Source organism: Sneathiella sp. (assembly GCF_041689005.1).
In the GTDB taxonomy this organism is placed as follows: domain Bacteria; phylum Pseudomonadota; class Alphaproteobacteria; order Sneathiellales; family Sneathiellaceae; genus Sneathiella.
The window spans coordinates 1-15,899 of record NZ_JBDNHC010000062.1 but is presented as its reverse complement, the minus strand read 5'-3'; the positions used below and the strand labels follow the sequence as shown (position 1 = coordinate 15,899).

The window sequence follows — 15,899 nt, the reverse complement described above, 5'->3', positions numbered from 1 at the left end:
AGATTAGACTTTTTCGTCTACCCGCGATTCCGATGCTTTCTTTCCGCCCTTTGCAACTCCAACCATGGCGGGCCGCAACAGGCGATCCGCGATGACGAAGCCGGACTGGGTAACATGAAGGATGGTGCCGGGTTCCACCGCCGGGTTTTCAATCTCATACATTGCCTGATGGAGGTTGGGGTCGAACTTCTGACCTTCCGCGTCAATTTTCCTGATTTTATATTTTTCCAGGATATTCAGGAGTTCTGCCTCGGTCATTTCGATGCCCGGCAATACATGCTTGACCTCTTCCGTTTCGCGAGCCTCGGCGGGAATGCTCTCGATGGCACGGCGCAAGTTATCGGAGACGGCCAGCATATCGCGGGCAAATTTCGTAACCGCATAGTTATGCGCATCCAGCTTTTCCCGCTCGGAGCGGCGGCGCATATTTTCGAACTCGGCCATCGCGCGTAAAAGCTTGTCCTTCATGTCGGCGATTTCTGCGGCCTGCTTCTCGATTATGCGGTCCTGCTCGGAGACGGCCTCTGCGTTTTCATCAGAGCTATCTGCAACAGGTCCGTTTTCTTCCGGCACCGAGTCGTCACGTGCCTCATTCTCGTTCAGAGGCGGCTGATTTTCCTTGTTCATTCTGTCCATTTCCCAATTTAACTCTAGTCCAGTAACCTACCGATAATCTTTGCCGTATAATCCACCATCGGAATTATCCGGGCATAGTTCAAGCGGGTTGGGCCAATGACGCCAACTGCCCCGACGATCTGATCCTGACTGTTCTTGTAAGGAGAAATAATCATTGATGTCCCGGAAAGCGAGAAAAGATTATTCTCCGAACCAATAAAAATTTTAACGCCGCTGCCTTTCTCCGCTAAATCAAGTAATTTAATGCGTTCCTTCTTGACTTCAAGGATGTCAAACAGTTCCTTAATTTTATCAAGGTCCTCAAGGGCTTGTATATTCTGCAGCAGGTTTGCATGACCCCGGACAATCAGGGTTTCACCGCCGCCCCAACCGGCAATGTCATTGGCGATAAGAACTTGCGTCAGATCGTCCAACTGTGCCTGATGGCTGTCCAGTTCACGCTGTATTTCACCTCGTGCCTGTTGCAGGGTTTTGCCCGCCATTTTTGCGTTCAGGTAATTGGCCGCTTCGCGCAGGGCTGAATCTGCCAGACCGGGCGGCAATTCAATGGCGCGGTTTTCGACCATGCCGTTGGCAGTGACAATGATTACCAGCGCCTTGTCGATTCCTAAGCGCACGAATTCAATTTGCTTGACGGAACTGTCGCTTTTTGGGGCGATCACAAGGCCGGCGCAATTAGAAAGCCCGGAGAGCATTGAGGTCGCTTCCGTCAGGATTTCCTCAAGGTTGCGACCGTCGACGGCACACCGCGCCTTGATATCGGCGCGCTCGCTTTCTGTAAGGTTACCGATCTCCAGAATACCATCCACGAACAACCGCATGCCCATTTGCGTCGGGACGCGGCCGGCAGACGTATGCGGTGCATCTAGCAGACCTGCATCCATCAAATCCGCCATGACATTGCGAATGGAGGCGGGGGAGAGGTCAAGCTGGCTTATGCGCGACAATGTACGTGACCCTACCGGTTCCCCGGTTTGCATATAGCTTTCCACAATATGGCGAAAAACCGTGCGGCTGCGCTCATTCAATTCCTGGATAGTCATTTGGCAGGCATGCAAGTTGATCCTTTTCACGTCCGGCCTTGAATGTAGTGATGCGGGGTGCTTGCGTCAATCTGATGCAGGCGTTACAACAGGCGCCGATATCAAGCTTAGGCAAAGGAATATATATGCGCCCCTCCGGCAGAGCTCCCGACCAGTTGCGGGAAATAACAATGGAACCCGGTTATGCGAAGAATGCGGAAGGGTCCTGCTTTATTAAATGCGGCGATACCCATGTTCTCTGCACGGCTAGTGTTGAAGAGCGGGTTCCGCCGTTTCTTCGCAATAGCGGCAAGGGCTGGGTGACGGCAGAATATGGCATGTTGCCCCGCTCGACCGGCTCCCGTATGGGTCGGGAGGCCGCGCGTGGCAAACAACAGGGTAGAACCGTTGAAATTCAGCGCCTGATCGGCCGCTCCCTCCGGGCTCTGGTGAATTTTGAAGGCTTCGGCGAGCGGCAGATCACCGTTGATTGTGACGTGATCCAGGCCGATGGCGGCACCCGGACTGCGTCGATTACCGGCGCTTATGTGGCGTTGTATCAGGCATTTGAGAAGTTGGTTGAGCAGGGAAAAATCCTTGAGATCCCGATGAAAGGCCAGGTTGCCGCTGTTTCATGCGGGATTTACAAGGGCACGGCGGTTCTGGACCTCGATTATCCTGAAGACAGCAACGCCCAAGCCGATGCCAATTTTGTCCTGACTTCGAACGGACAGATTATTGAAATTCAGGGAACCGCGGAAGAAGATCCGTTTTCGGAAGCCCAGTTCGGCGCGTTGTTCGGCTTGGCCAAACAAGGCGTTCAGGAGCTGTGCGCGCATCAGCGCCGCGTGCTCGGAATTTGACGGGGCACCGGAAATTTACCGGCGGCAAACTGGTCGTCGCCAGCCACAATCCCGGGAAAATCCGGGAAATTGGGGCCTTGCTGGCGGATTTCGGGGTGGAACCGGTTTCCGCGGGCGACTTGGGACTGCCGGAACCGGTTGAGGATGGCGACAGCTTTATCGCCAACGCGGAAATCAAGGCACGGGCTGCGGCGACGGCGTCCAACCTTATCAGCCTTAGCGATGATTCCGGTTTTGCCGTTGATATGTTGAACGGTGATCCGGGAATTTATTCGGCCCGTTGGGCCGGCGCGGACAAGGATTTTTCAAAGGCCATGCAAACGGTCGAAGACAAGCTTGCGGAAAAAGGGGCCACAAGGCCGGAAGACCGGGGGGCCGAGTTTATCTGCGCGCTCAGTCTCGCCTGGCCCGACGGACACATCGAAAGCTTCGAAGGCCGCATAAAGGGAACGGCAATCTGGCCGCCGCGCGGGACAAAAGGGTTTGGCTATGATCCTGTTTTTGTCCCCGCCGGGCATGAGCAGACATTCGCCGAAATGGACCCGTCGGATAAGCATGCCATGAGCCATCGGGCTCTCGCTTTCAAGCAGCTGATCGATGCTTGCTTCACAGCCGGTTAAGGCGCCCAATCCCGGATTCGGTCTCTATTTTCATTGGCCGTTTTGCCGGAAGAAATGCCCCTATTGCGACTTCAACAGTCATGTCCGTGAACAGGTAGACCAGACGCGCTGGACACAGGCCCTGCTCGCGGAACTTGCTTATTTCGCTGCTTTGGTCCCGCAGCAGGCAGTAACAAGTATTTTTTTCGGTGGCGGGACGCCCTCGCTTATGAGCCCGGAAACCGTCGCTGCCCTGATTGAGGGTGCAGGCCGCCATTTTCCGATTGCCGAAAACATTGAAATAACGCTTGAGGCCAATCCAACCTCGGTGGAATCGGCATCATTTGCGGGGTATCGGCAGGCCGGTGTGACCCGGTTGTCGCTCGGGGTGCAATCGCTTCAAGAGGACGCCCTGCGGTTTCTCGGGCGTGAGCATTCGGTGACGGAGGCCTTGAAGGCGGTTGAACTAGCGCGGTCGGTTTTCGCGAATATCTCGTTTGACCTTATTTATGCCTTGCCGAACCAGTCCGCCAAGGCCTGGCAGGCAGATTTGCAGCAGGCCCTCCGCCTTGCCGGGGATCATCTGTCGCTGTATCAGTTGACAATTGAACCCAACACCGGCTTTGCCGGGGCCGTGCGGCGCGGTGAATTTCAGGTCCCGCCGGAAGAAAAGGCGGAAGCCCTGTTCGAGCTTACCCAGTCTATATGTGCCGATGCGGGCTGGCCCGCCTATGAGATATCGAACCATGCCCGCCCCGGATATGAATGCCGTCATAACCTGACATATTGGCGCTACGGGGATTACCTCGGGATCGGTCCCGGGGCGCATGGGCGGGTTACGGTCGCAGGCAAACGCACAGCCTTTCAGCAGACCAAGCGCCCGGAAAGCTGGTTGAAGGCGGTGGAGGAAAACGCTCACGGGACAGAAGTAAAGGAAATACTGGACAGCCCGGTGGAACGGGCCGAGGAATTGCTGCTGATGGGTTTACGCCTCACCGAAGGGGTGTGGTTTGAGAACTTCACCCGGGCGACAGGCCTTTCTCTCTTCGATGTTGTGCAGCCCGACCGGCTGAGCATGCTGATGGAGGCTAATCTGATCGCCAGAGACGATCGGCATATCTGGGCGACAGACCGGGGCCGTCTTGTCCTCAACAGTCTTTTGCCGGAACTCCTGAGAGACTAGGCGCCGGTCCTAATTTATGAGCGCGGCGAAGCTGTTCGGTGCCGGTTCCAACACCTGCAATCCGTTTCGGCCGACTTCCAGAACTGCGAGTCCGCGTTCAGATACTCCGCTTTCAGGAAAACGGAAAATCCCGTCATAGCCAGTGAAGCCATTGACATTTTCGATGGCAGTCTTGTCGAACCGGCTTCCTTCGGGGTCCTGTGCGAGAAGTCCGGCGAGAGCAGTCGCATCATAGGCGAGACTGGCAATGCGGGACGGGAGATAATCATAGATTTTCTGGAATCGGTCCTGAAAGGTCTTCGCCTTGGCCGGAGAGGGGGCGGCAAACCAGCCGCCAACCAGGGACGGCTCGGAAGACAGTGACGGGTCGGCCCAAAGCCCCGTGCCAATAAACTGAACGACCTCGGGATCAATATCGTAATAGGAGAGAAGCGGTGCCAGTTCCTTCAATCGTGCGCCCCCTTCCGGGATAATCAGCGCATCAAAGGAGACGTCGCCAAGGGTATCCCTCTTTTTCAGCTTCTTAACATATTCCTTTGATTCAGGATCGTCCTTTCGCTCATTGAGTTTGATTTCATTAATTAACTGCTGGTGTCGTTCCGCATAATCCCCAAGAATCTTGGCAATTTCATGCAACTGCTGTGATCCCGGCTCGATATTGATCGGGTAACGGACAGTCTTGTCGAGGCTAAGGCCGAGATCATTGCTGGTAGTGATAACATTTTCGATGACGGCATCGCCATAGGGTGAGTCGGGCGCCAGAATGGCAAAATCATGCAGCCCTTGCCGGTAGGAAAATTCCATTACGCGGCGAATTTGCTGACCAACGGTCAGGCCCATAACATAAACACCATCACCGGCGACGGTCGTGTTTGTCGAAAAGGTGATCACTTTCACGCCCCGGCTCTGGGCGAGCACGCGCACGGGCGCAACGGAGGACGAGAACAGCGGACCCAGAATAAGCTTGGCGCCCTCGACAAGCGCTTCTGCGGCGGCGCTTTCCGCGCCCGTCGCGGTACCCATGGTGTCGAGTGGCAGGAGCTCGAGCGCCGGGTTGGACAGATCGAAGAGCGCCATGTTCGCCGCCCGGAGCAGATCATTGCCAATGGCGGCGTTGGGTCCCGAAAGGGGCAGCAGAATAGCAATCTTAACCGGCTTGACGGCCCCGGTCTGGGGCGGCCGCAGCCCGCGAACCGGTGGCTGCGGCGCAATAAGCCTTGCCAGCGGATCAACGCTGCCCGTGTTCGACAGATCCTCCTGCTGTGAACGTGAGTCTGATTTCAGCAGGTCGTCTAGGTCTTGGGCTCCCGCCGCCTTTGTGGTATTCTCTACGGGTTCCACTTTCGCAGACTGACAGCCGGACAAGAACAGGGCAAAAGCGCCTATCAGACAAGCATATGACAGAGATTTCCATTTAATTTTCGAGCGCGATGCGGTTATGCTTTTCGTAGAAAACAAGTTTTCCATTCCCTTAAGGTTTTGGTGGAATTTCCAGACAAAGATTAGGCAACCACATGCGGGCGGGGCAAGCAAATAGTTTGTTCTGTAATAGAAACAGTTTAAGTGAGGCGACATTTTGGCACATATGTCTAAAGATGCCCTGAAACGCAAACGGCGACGCGCCTATTTTCGCGGTAAAGCAGCGGAATTCATGGCTACGAATTATTTACGGCTTAAAGGTTACCATATTGTTGCCAATGGCTATCGCAAGCCCTTCGGGGAAATTGATATCGTTGCGCGCCGGAATAACCTGCTCATTGCCGTCGAGGTCAAGTCCCGTCACCGAATGTCGGATGCGGCGGAAGCAATCAGTACCAAACAAAAACGCCGGATTGGCAGGGCACTTGAAGCCTTCGTCATGGAAAGGCCAAAATTTAATGGATTTAATCTCCGCTTCGACGTGTTGCTGATCGTTTCTTTCTGGCAGAAGCCGACGCATATCGAGGGCGCCTGGGAATGATCGAATTCAGGCACTTTCAACGTCAGCGAATACGTCTATACTATGGTTGAAATAAATAAACGTGTGATTTCAAAATGTTTGGGAAATATGTGCTGAAATGAAAATGGTTGTCTGGGGTTGCCTGATTTTATTGTCCTCTCTCTCATTGGGTGGATGCGCTCCATCTATCATCCTGGGAGGGGCGGCAGTTACCGGCGTGGCGGTCGCCGAAGAGCGGTCCGTCGGGACCGTCGTGGACGATGCAACCATCAAGGTTCAGGTGATGAATGGGATATTCCAGAAAAGCGAGCCGTTGTTTACCGCGACCTCGACAACTGTCAACGACGGTGTGGTGCTGGTCGCGGGACAGGTGCCGACACCAGAAGACCGGATCACCATTTCGCGTATCGTCTGGGGGGTCAAGGGCGTGAAGGAACTGCATAATGATGTGACGATTTCCAACAGCGACGCGTTCGACACTCTGGCAGCCGACAGCCTGATTACCGGAAAATTGAAACTGCGGCTGCTTCGGGATCCGGAAATCTTTAATATCAACTATTCCGTAGATACGGTGGACGGCGTCGTCTACCTGATGGGGATTGCGCAAAATGAAGCGGAGCGCAGCCGGGTGGAAGCCCATGCCAAAAATATTTCCGGTGTCCGGCGCATTGTTGATTACGTCAAATTAAAATCAGAACTGCAACCGGCGGCTTGAATTGCCAATTCGCCACGGGTACGTTCATACCTTCACGACGCGGGCGCGTATTTATAGTAGAAAGCCGTAAAAGATGAGTCTTGCCGTAGCCATCCAGATGGATCCCATAGAAAATATTGACATTAATGGCGACAGCAGTTTCGTTCTCGCCTTGGAGGCCGAAGCCCGGGGACATGGGCTTTTTCATTACGGACCTCAGGATATGTCCTTTTCCCAGGGGCGTATCGTTGCAAATGCGCGTCCGATCAGCGTCCGCCGGGAAAAAGGCAACCATTTCACGGCCGGGGCGGTTGAACGCATTGATTTGGCGACGCTCGATATCGTCCTGATGCGTCAGGATCCGCCGTTTGATATGTCCTATATCACGGCAACCCATCTGCTGGAACATATCCACCCGAAAACTCTCGTCGTCAATGATCCTGTCAGCGTTCGCAACGCGCCCGAAAAACTTTTCGTTACCCATTTTGAGGGGATTATGCCGCCGACCTTGATTTCCTCGAACTTGCAGGAAATTAAGGAATTTAGGGCGGAGTTCAAGGATATCATCATTAAGCCGCTTTACGGTAATGGCGGGGCCGGGGTGTTCCACCTGAAACCGGAGGATGAAAATCTGTCGTCGTTATGCGAGATGTTCACGCAATTCTACCGGGAACCAATGATCGTCCAGAAATACCTGCCTGAAGTTCGAGAGGGGGATAAGCGCATCATTTTGATTGACGGGGAGCCGGTCGGGGCGATTAACCGCGTCCCACAAAGCGGGGAGGTGCGATCCAATATGCATGTCGGCGGGACAGCCATGCAATCGAAGCTTACGTCGCGCGAGATCGACATTTGCCGGATTATCGGTCCGGCCCTGAAAGAACAGGGCCTGATCTTCGTCGGTATTGACGTGATCGGGGACTATCTGACGGAGATAAATGTCACCTCGCCAACCGGCCTTCAGGAAATAAACCGATTTGACGGGGTCAAGCTGGAAGTAGGTATCTGGGATTGTCTGGAAGAAAAAGTCAGTAACTCCGTCAGTATGTGAAAACCCGCCTCGCCGTCTTTTTGTATATGAAGATTAGTAAGGCACATGCTATGGTCGAATTCGGGCCCATGTGAATTTCCTAAAGTTTGGTATGCAGGCAAGAATAAAAACAGTTGCATTTCAGGGACTGGAGGTCCGTGAAGTCGACGTCCAGATCATGATGGCATCGGGCCTTCCTGCCTTTAATATTGTGGGTCTCGCGGACAAATCCGTTGCCGAAAGCAAGGAGCGTGTACGCGCGGCCCTGACGTCGCTTGGCATTGGATTGCCCCCCAAACGGATTACCATCAATCTGGCCCCGGCGGACTTGCCCAAAGAGGGTGCGCATTATGATTTGCCCATCGCGCTCGGTATCTTGACGGCGATGGGCATTTTACCGGCGGATGAGATGGAAAGCTATACGGTGATGGGCGAGCTTTCCCTCGATGGAAGCTGTAATCCTGTGACCGGCATCCTTCCCGCCGCCGTCGATGCGGTGGCGCGGGAGAGGAATATTATTTGCCCGGAAGCCTCGGGTCCGGAGGCGGCCTGGGCGGGGGACCTCGAAATCCTCGCGCCGGGAAGTTTGCTCGCCCTCATCAATCATTTCAAGGGGACACAGGCCCTGACACCGCCCGTTTGCGGTGATATTGCCGACGATTCCACACTGTTGAGGCTTGAAGATATCAAGGGGCAGGAAACGGCCAAACGGGCATTGGAAGTCGCGGCGGCGGGCGGACATAACCTGCTGATGGCGGGCCCTCCGGGATCAGGGAAGTCAATGTTGGCGGCCCGGCTGCCAGGATTGCTGCCACCACTCGACGCGGCGGAGGCGCTGGAGGTGAATATGATTTCCAGCATTGCCGGCGAAATGAAAGAAGGCAGATTATCGCGCCGCCGTCCCTTTCGCGACCCACATCATTCGGCGTCGGTTGCGGCCATGGTCGGCGGGGGCAGGGGCGCAAAGCCCGGCGAGGTTTCCCTCGCGCATCTTGGGGTGCTATTTCTGGATGAACTGCCTGAGTTTAATCGGGCGGTCCTTGAATCCCTGCGCCAGCCTGTTGAAACCGGTAAAGCCGTTGTTGCCCGCGCCAACCTGCATGTCACCTATCCGGCCCGGATGCAGCTGATTGCTGCGATGAATCCTTGCCGATGTGGTCATTTGGGCGATCCGTCCCAAGCCTGCGCGCGGGCCCCGAAATGCGCAATGGAATATCGCGCCAAAATTTCTGGCCCAATGCTGGACAGGATTGATATTCATGTCGATGTGCCGGCTGTGTCCGCCGTCGATCTTACGCTTCCCACACCCACCGAAACGACAGAAATTGTTGCCCGGCGCATTGCGCGCGCGCGTGAAATCCAGCGCGTCCGGTATGCGGGGATTGACCGCGGCGCGACCATTCGAACAAATGCTGATGCGGACGGCGAGGTGCTGGAGCGGTTTGCGACGCCGGACAAGCCGGCGATGGCCCTTTTGCAGGATGCGATCGGGAAATTGAAATTATCGGCGAGGGGGTATCACCGGGTGCTGAAAGTCGCCCGCACCCTCGCGGATTTGGCGGAGAGTGAGGCCGTTGGCCGGGTTCATATTGCCGAAGCGCTGGAATATCGGCGGCGGCTGATTATGACATGATCGATTATTTATCCGTATGAACATCCAGCTTTTCAAGTTTAAGTCGGGCAAGATCTGCCGCAGCGCTGTTCGGCGATAGATTGATAACCTTGAGCCAGTCCTGACGCGCGTCATCGTCCTTTCCCTGCAACTGATAAAGAATGCCCCGTTCAATCAGGGCATCGAGCAGGTCCGGCTGCAGTGACAGCGCAAGCTCGACATCTTCGAGCGCACGGCTGGTTTCGCCGAGCTGACGCAGGGCGGCAGCGCGAAAGGTGAGGGCGTCAGCGCGGGTGGGGTCTAGTTTCAGGGCGAGATCCAGATCCTCGAAGGCTTTTTGGTAATCTCCAGTTTTGGCCATGATCCGGCTGCGGTCGATCAGCAGGTCGATATTTTCCGGATCGATGCCAAGGGCGGCAGAAGCCACAGAATCTGCTCGTGAATAATGTCCTGCAAGCAGCCAGGCATTAGCGGCCTGCGACAGGATCGGGACAACCAGGTTAGACCCCGCCTTTTCCATATCTTCCGCCAGTTCTTCAAGTTTCGGTGCCGCAATATCATATTTCTTCATCTCCACAAGCGCCAATGCGACGCAGTGCCGGGCGGGAAATCCGCCCCCGAGATCGCGCCAGGCAAGCCCGGATTCCAGCGCCTTTTCGGGCTCGCGTTTCACTAATTTGAGACAGGCATCATATTCTGATCGGGCGTCCCGAATACCGGTTGTCCCGGTTGCCGTTACAGGGGCGGAAAATGGCAGCGTAAAAAAGATTACACATGAAACCATATAGGCTAGGGTTTTGCCACGCATGGATTGCCTTAAATTGGACGCGATTGGACAGTAGGTCCTGACTCCGGATTCCCAGCGTTCAGACCGATTATACTAAGGAGTTTTATCATGAAAAGACTAGTTGTTGCCAGCATTGCCTTTCTCAGCCTGATCCCCGTTGCCGCCGCTGAAATGCCGATGAGCCACCACGCCCCGCAAGATCAGGTGATATTGCAATTGACGACGGAAGGCTGGGTGAAAACAGATACGGCCAGGGTCTCGGTTTATGTTGAACTTGTACAGCAGGACGAAAGCGCGGAAAGCCTGAAGAAGCGCATCGATGCGTCCCTGCAGTCACTGGCGAAAGAGACGGAATGGCGCTACACCTCCTCCAGTCAGCGGCTTGACCAGACCGGACTTAATCGCTGGTACGTGTCAGCCGAGGCGCGCATTCCGGAAGACAAACTGGCAGGATTACAGGATCGCGCGAAAACAGCCAGCAGCCCGGGATATAAAGTTAATGTTGCGCAGGTCGATTTCACGCCGTCGCTTGCCGAATTTGAAAAACTGCGCGGGGAGTTACGGGCCGACATCTACAGGCAGGCGATCGCCGAGGCAGACCGTCTCAATAAAGTCATGCAAGGCCCGGTTTATCAAGTTCGCCGTGTTGATTTCGGTTCACTGCACTCCTTGGCGGCAGACAACAGCCCTCACCCCCGTGCGATGATGATGAAAGCCAGTACAGCGGAATCCGGTGGCGGCGCGGAAGCGAGTGCGGAACTGCTGGTATCCGTCAAGCAATCTGTCTCGGCCGAGATCGTTCTCGGGCGGACAGAACAATCACCACAACAGTAGGCTTGTGAGGATGTCCCGGCTTTTTTGTTTTGGACTGGGTTTTACCGCCCGGCAGATTGTGATGGATTTCCCGGACTGGGATTTCCTCGGGACGGGCCGGTCCGTGCCGGAGGCGGGCCGTGAGGGCACTATTCCCCTCTATTCGTTCCGCCGTGACTGCACGCTTGCAAACTTTCAGGACATCGCGAAGGATGTCAGCCATGTTCTGCTGTCCGTTCCGCCGGACAAGCTTGGTGACCCGGTATGCGATGTCATGGCGGAGCAGATTCTCGCCCTGCCGGCCCTCGAATGGATTGGCTATCTTTCGACGACCGGCGTCTATGGCGATTTGCAGGGCGGCTGGGTGGATGAGGAAAGCCCGCGTGATCCGACGGGGGCGCGGGGTGCCCGCCGGGTACAGGCGGAAATGGCTTGGCAGGAACTTCAGCGGCGCCATGACTTACCGCTTCATATTTTCCGGTTGCCCGGAATCTATGGCCCCGGGCGTAATCAGCTGGTCTCGATGAAGTCCGGCAAGGCACGGCGGATCGTCAAGCAGGGGCAAGTCTTCTCCCGTATCCATGTTGCGGATTTGGCGGCCATCTTGATGGCGTCCATGAAAAAGCCCGCACCGGGCGAGATATACAACGTCGCCGATGATGAACCGGCGCCGCCGGACGAAGTCGTCACCTATGCGGCAAGCCTTCTAGGTATGACGCCGCCGCCTTTGCAGCCATTTGAAACCGCGGATCTGAGCCCGATGGCTCGCAGTTTCTATGCAGACAGCAAACGGGTAAGCAACGCTAAAATCAAAGCAGAGCTTGGGATTTCGCTTAAATATCCCACATACAGGGAAGGCTTGGCCGCTTTGCTTTAGGCTGTTTTTAAGTATATAAATGATTTTAGGGTGGAATTTGATCCTTAACGGACGCGTAAATGGCAAGAGTGAAATGTTTTAATAGGGAAGAGGCGCTGGAAAAAGCCATGCAGGCGTTCTGGGCGAAAGGGTATGAAGCGACCTCTGTGCAGGATCTGGTCGATTGCATGGGCATCAATCGCGGCAGTCTCTACGATACGTTCGGCGACAAGCATAAATTATTTCTGGAAGCGCTCGATCAATATGGCACTGGCTCACAATTGCGAACCGATGTTTTGCGTCAGGTGGGCGATCCCCGCGAAATTCTAACCAAGTTCATGTATGTCTTCATGCAAAAGCAGGTTGCCGATCCAATGCGTCGCGGCTGTTTCATGACCAATACGGCGGTGGAACTCTCGTCCCGCGACGATGAATGCGCAGAGCGGATCCGCGTCTTTTTTGAAGATATGGAGATGGGTCTCACGGACCTGATTGCTCGCGGTCAGCAAGAAGGGACCTTTAAGTCGCGGCGGGATGCGGGTAGCCTTGCCACCTTCTTCATAGGGGTCATGCAAGGAATCCGCGTCGTCGGAAAGGTCAATCCGGAAGAAGCCGTGCTCCGCCCGATGGTCGATGTGGCGCTGACGGTCCTCGACGGCGAATGAGTGGATTTGGTGCGGATCTTGGTGGTGCAGCTTTTCAGGCGATCTCTTTCCTATGCCTGATGGCGATCCCGTGGACGAACGGCAAGGGGCGCGTGGCTGTTATTGTCGTCGCCGTTTTCGGTATCGCGTCAATTCTCGGATTTCAATTCTTTATCGGAATCAGCGTCAGCGATTTTGACCTCGGAAGAGACCTGATGATTGTCACCCTGACCAACGCCGTCATTTATTTCGCGGGTAGCTGGACCGTCGAAAGAATTTTCAGGCTGTTTCTTCTCTCCCGTAAAAAAAACCGGCAGCCGCCGTCATGACCCGGCAATAATATGCTGGATCAGGGCCTTTGATTCTGGTGCATCCCACTCAGCCGGACCGACGAGCCGACCGATCTCCTTGCCGTCCGCATTGAGCAGGATGCTTGCCGGGAGGCCGAACACCCCGGCGGATCGCCCGGATTTAAGCGTTTTGTCATTGAAGGCGCCAAGGTTCTTGATTTTGTATTTCTTGAAAAATGCCTGCACCTTTTCCATGCCCTGCAGGTCCTGGCTTATGGCGACAACCTGAAAATCATCCCCCCCCATATCCGCTTGTAATTGATCGAGGCCGGGCATTTCCTCCCGGCAGGGCGCGCACCATGTTGCCCAGAAATTGAGCAAAACAACCTTTCCCTTATAATCCGAAATCTGCACCTGTTCGCCGTCGGCATTGATAAAGGTGAAGTCTTTCAGCAACCGAGGAGGGCCGTTGGGGGCAAAATTCTGCATCTCTCCCGTCAGGAAGCTGCTCACATTTTCGGAGAAAGCAGTTGATGTTCCAACCCCAAGCCCTGTAAATGTAAGCAAGAACAGAATACTGACAAATTTTACGCGTCTGATCATCATGTTAATTAATAGTCCAATAGTCATAAAGTGAGCCGGTTATGAGCGCTAACGAGCTTTGGGGAGGCAGGTTTGCCAAAGGTCCCGCAGAAATTATGGAACGGATAAATGCCTCCATTGATTTCGATCGTCGTCTGTATGCTCAGGATATAATGGGTTCGATGGCACATTCCAGTATGTTGATAGCCAAAAACATCATTTCCGAGCAAGACGGTATCAAGATTCAGGACGGGCTGCAGACAATTCTTCGTGAAATCGAGGCCGGAAATTTCAAGACCGATCCCGCCCTCGAAGACATCCATATGCATGTTGAGGCTCGGTTGCGGGAATTGATTGGCGATGCCGCCGGGCGTCTGCATACTGCCCGCTCGCGCAATGATCAGGTGGCCACGGACTTTCGGCTTTGGGTGCGCGAAACCATCGATCATCTGGATGGGGACCTGATTGATTTGCAGGATGCCCTGCTGCATCAGGCGACTGCCGAAGCGGATACGGTCATGCCAGGCTTTACCCATTTACAGGCCGCGCAGCCGGTGACGTTCGGCCATCATATGCTGGCCTATGTCGAAATGTTTGCGCGGGATCGCGGGCGGCTACGGGATGCGCGGGCGCGTATGAACGAGAGCCCGCTGGGCTCGGCGGCGCTTGCTGGCACGTCTTTTCCCATCGACCGCGAGATGACGGCAAAGGCCCTTGGCTTTGACCGGCCAACGGCCAATTCGCTTGACGGCGTGTCGGACCGGGATTTTGCGTTGGAATTCCTCGGATTTGCCTCCATCTGCTCGATGCATCTTTCCCGTCTCGCCGAGGAAATCGTTATCTGGTCGAGCGCCCAGTTCCGCTTTGTCGAATGTTCAGACAGCTTTTCCACCGGCTCCTCCATCATGCCGCAGAAGAAAAACCCGGACGCTGCCGAATTGATCCGCGGTAAGGCCGGGCGAAGTGCCGGGGCCTTCACCAGTCTGTTGATGATGATGAAGGGCCTGCCGATGACCTATGGCAAGGACATGCAGGAAGATAAGGAACCGGTTTTCGATGCCGCAGATAATTTGCAGCTTTGCCTCGCTGCTATGAGCGGGATGATCAGAGACATCAAGGTCAACGGCGAGATTATGACAGCGGCCTCAGGGGCTGGCTTCACCACCGCAACGGACCTTGCCGATTGGTTGGTGCGGAGCCTTGATATGCCGTTCCGAAATGCTCACCACGTTACCGGCGCTCTTGTAAAGCTTGCGGAAGATAATAATTGTGGTCTGGAAGAATTGACGCTGGAGCAGATGCAATCCGTTGAGAGTTCAATAACGGCGGAGGTATTCTCGGTTCTTGGCGTGCAAAATTCGGTTGCCAGCCGGGTCAGTTATGGCGGGACGGCACCCAGCCGAGTTCGCGAGCAGATAGCGCTATGGCGGGAACGGCGCGCAGCCGAAGGGGACGTGACATGAGGAAATTACTTTTTAGCCTAGTTATCGTCCTTTTGACAGGCAGCCTTGTCGCCTGCGGCATCAAAAGCCCACCTAAATATGTGCCTGAGGCACCGAACGCCGAACCAGCGAAAAGTTCATCGTGAGCAGACTGTCTTAAAATGGATCATTTTAATTATAAAAACGGCGAACTCTACGCGGAAGATGTTCCGCTACGGGAGATTGCTGCAAAAGTCGGCACACCGTTCTATTGCTATTCGACGGCGACGCTGGTGCGCCATTACACCGTTTTTTCCGGAGCTTTTGACGGCGCGAATGCCCTTGTCTGCTATGCTTTAAAGGCAAATTCCAACCTTGCTGTTATCCGGACATTGGCGGAACTTGGCTCCGGGGCGGATGTTGTCTCGGAAGGAGAGCTCAGGCGGGCGTTGGCGGCGGGCGTTCCGCCGAACAAGATTGTTTTCTCTGGTGTTGGTAAAAAGCCGGAGGAAATGCGATTTGCTTTGGAAGTTGGTATCCATCAGTTCAATGTTGAGTCCGAACCCGAGGTGAAACTGCTGAGCGACGTCGCAACATCCATGGGAAAATCGGCGCCGATTACCTTTCGCGTCAACCCGGATGTGGATGCCAAGACCCATGCCAAAATCTCTACGGGCAAGGCGGAGAATAAATTTGGTGTGCCCTGGCAGGATGTATCTCGCATCTATGCCGAGGCGGCGGCCCTGCCGGGCATTGACATCAAGGGCGTGGATGTGCATATCGGCTCCCAATTAACGGATCTTGAGCCTTATAAAAATGCCTTCAACCGGGTGCGCGACCTGGTGATGCAGCTTCGCGCCGAGGGACATGACATTTCCCGCGTCGATCTGGGCGGCGGCCTCGGTATCCCTTATGATGCCAATATCCC

At 55.0% G+C, this 15,899-nt stretch carries 18 protein-coding genes; 13 read left to right on the top strand and 5 right to left on the bottom strand.

From position 1 onward, the window contains the following. Nucleotides 1-3 precede the first annotated feature (3 nt). Together grpE and hrcA are read right to left on the bottom strand one after the other, a co-directional pair. Nucleotides 4-636, bottom strand: a complete 633-nt coding sequence (gene grpE, locus ACESNI_RS07005; protein ID WP_373085829.1) for a nucleotide exchange factor GrpE — start codon at nucleotides 634-636, stop codon at nucleotides 4-6. 14 nt (nucleotides 637-650) lie between these two features. Next, nucleotides 651-1,679: a heat-inducible transcriptional repressor HrcA gene (gene hrcA, locus ACESNI_RS07000; RefSeq protein ID WP_373085828.1), complete on the bottom strand. Its 1,029-nt coding sequence runs from the start codon at nucleotides 1,677-1,679 to the stop codon at nucleotides 651-653. 125 nt (nucleotides 1,680-1,804) lie between these two features. On the opposite strand from hrcA, the gene rph reads away from it, so the two are divergent. Genes rph through hemW form a run of 3 tightly spaced genes read left to right on the top strand, consistent with a single transcriptional unit; the run spans nucleotide 1,805 to nucleotide 4,303 of the window. After that, nucleotides 1,805-2,521, top strand: a complete 717-nt coding sequence (gene rph, locus ACESNI_RS06995) for a ribonuclease PH (RefSeq protein ID WP_373085827.1) — start codon at nucleotides 1,805-1,807, stop codon at nucleotides 2,519-2,521. Next, nucleotides 2,488-3,141, top strand: a complete 654-nt coding sequence (gene rdgB, locus ACESNI_RS06990) for an RdgB/HAM1 family non-canonical purine NTP pyrophosphatase (protein ID WP_373085826.1) — start codon at nucleotides 2,488-2,490, stop codon at nucleotides 3,139-3,141. Before rph ends, rdgB begins: the two co-directional genes overlap by 34 nt. Continuing rightward, nucleotides 3,119-4,303 carry a radical SAM family heme chaperone HemW gene (gene hemW / locus ACESNI_RS06985; protein ID WP_373085825.1) on the top strand — a complete coding sequence of 395 codons (1,185 nt, stop codon included), beginning with the start codon at nucleotides 3,119-3,121 and terminating at the stop codon, nucleotides 4,301-4,303. The genes rdgB and hemW overlap by 23 nt, the downstream gene beginning before the upstream one ends. Nucleotides 4,304-4,312: 9 nt before the next feature. Here hemW and ACESNI_RS06980 read toward each other — a convergent pair whose 3' ends face one another. After that, the gene (locus ACESNI_RS06980; RefSeq protein WP_373085824.1) at nucleotides 4,313-5,644 is read right to left on the bottom strand and encodes a penicillin-binding protein activator; all 1,332 of its coding nucleotides are present in this window, start codon (nucleotides 5,642-5,644) and stop codon (nucleotides 4,313-4,315) included. 244 nt (nucleotides 5,645-5,888) lie between these two features. Between ACESNI_RS06980 and ACESNI_RS06975 the strand changes: the two genes are divergently transcribed. The 4 genes from ACESNI_RS06975 (at nucleotide 5,889) to ACESNI_RS06960 (ending at nucleotide 9,599) form a co-directional block, all read left to right on the top strand. Further along, complete coding sequence (locus tag ACESNI_RS06975; RefSeq protein ID WP_373085823.1) at nucleotides 5,889-6,263, top strand: YraN family protein; 375 nt, start codon at nucleotides 5,889-5,891, stop codon at nucleotides 6,261-6,263. A gap of 97 nt (nucleotides 6,264-6,360) precedes the next feature. Continuing rightward, on the top strand, nucleotides 6,361-6,957 hold the full coding sequence (locus ACESNI_RS06970; protein WP_373085822.1) for a BON domain-containing protein: 597 nt from the start codon (nucleotides 6,361-6,363) through the stop codon (nucleotides 6,955-6,957). A 73-nt stretch (nucleotides 6,958-7,030) separates the two neighbouring features. Then, complete coding sequence (gene gshB, locus ACESNI_RS06965; protein ID WP_373085821.1) at nucleotides 7,031-7,987, top strand: glutathione synthase; 957 nt, start codon at nucleotides 7,031-7,033, stop codon at nucleotides 7,985-7,987. 91 nt (nucleotides 7,988-8,078) lie between these two features. After that, complete coding sequence (locus ACESNI_RS06960; protein ID WP_373085820.1) at nucleotides 8,079-9,599, top strand: YifB family Mg chelatase-like AAA ATPase; 1,521 nt, start codon at nucleotides 8,079-8,081, stop codon at nucleotides 9,597-9,599. Between the two features lie 4 nt (nucleotides 9,600-9,603). On the opposite strand, the gene ACESNI_RS06955 is transcribed toward ACESNI_RS06960, so the two are convergent. Further along, the gene (locus tag ACESNI_RS06955) at nucleotides 9,604-10,386 is read right to left on the bottom strand and encodes a tetratricopeptide repeat protein (RefSeq protein ID WP_373085819.1); all 783 of its coding nucleotides are present in this window, start codon (nucleotides 10,384-10,386) and stop codon (nucleotides 9,604-9,606) included. Nucleotides 10,387-10,473: 87 nt separating this feature from the next. Here ACESNI_RS06955 and ACESNI_RS06950 point away from each other — a divergent pair, with 87 nt between their 5' ends. Genes ACESNI_RS06950 through ACESNI_RS06935 form a run of 4 tightly spaced genes read left to right on the top strand, consistent with a single transcriptional unit; the run spans nucleotide 10,474 to nucleotide 13,007 of the window. After that, nucleotides 10,474-11,199 carry an SIMPL domain-containing protein gene (locus ACESNI_RS06950; RefSeq protein WP_373085818.1) on the top strand — a complete coding sequence of 242 codons (726 nt, stop codon included), beginning with the start codon at nucleotides 10,474-10,476 and terminating at the stop codon, nucleotides 11,197-11,199. A 10-nt stretch (nucleotides 11,200-11,209) separates the two neighbouring features. Further along, entirely contained in the window at nucleotides 11,210-12,055 is an 846-nt protein-coding gene (locus ACESNI_RS06945; protein ID WP_373085817.1) for an SDR family oxidoreductase, read from the top strand. A gap of 59 nt (nucleotides 12,056-12,114) precedes the next feature. Beyond that, a complete protein-coding gene (locus ACESNI_RS06940) occupies nucleotides 12,115-12,699 on the top strand; it encodes a TetR/AcrR family transcriptional regulator (RefSeq protein WP_373085816.1) in 585 nt (194 codons plus the stop codon). Continuing rightward, a complete protein-coding gene (locus ACESNI_RS06935) occupies nucleotides 12,696-13,007 on the top strand; it encodes a hypothetical protein (RefSeq protein WP_373085815.1) in 312 nt (103 codons plus the stop codon). Before ACESNI_RS06940 ends, ACESNI_RS06935 begins: the two co-directional genes overlap by 4 nt. Here the strand turns inward: ACESNI_RS06935 and ACESNI_RS06930 are convergent. Continuing rightward, a complete protein-coding gene (locus ACESNI_RS06930) occupies nucleotides 13,002-13,574 on the bottom strand; it encodes a TlpA family protein disulfide reductase (RefSeq protein WP_373085814.1) in 573 nt (190 codons plus the stop codon). The two genes, ACESNI_RS06935 and ACESNI_RS06930, sit on opposite strands and share 6 nt — an antisense overlap. A gap of 38 nt (nucleotides 13,575-13,612) precedes the next feature. On the opposite strand from ACESNI_RS06930, the gene argH reads away from it, so the two are divergent. Both argH and ACESNI_RS06920 read left to right on the top strand, forming a co-directional pair. Continuing rightward, nucleotides 13,613-15,013 carry an argininosuccinate lyase gene (gene argH, locus ACESNI_RS06925; RefSeq protein WP_373085813.1) on the top strand — a complete coding sequence of 467 codons (1,401 nt, stop codon included), beginning with the start codon at nucleotides 13,613-13,615 and terminating at the stop codon, nucleotides 15,011-15,013. 140 nt (nucleotides 15,014-15,153) lie between these two features. Then, nucleotides 15,154-15,899 (top strand): alanine racemase (locus ACESNI_RS06920; protein WP_373085812.1); only part of this gene is annotated, 746 nt, incomplete at its 3' end.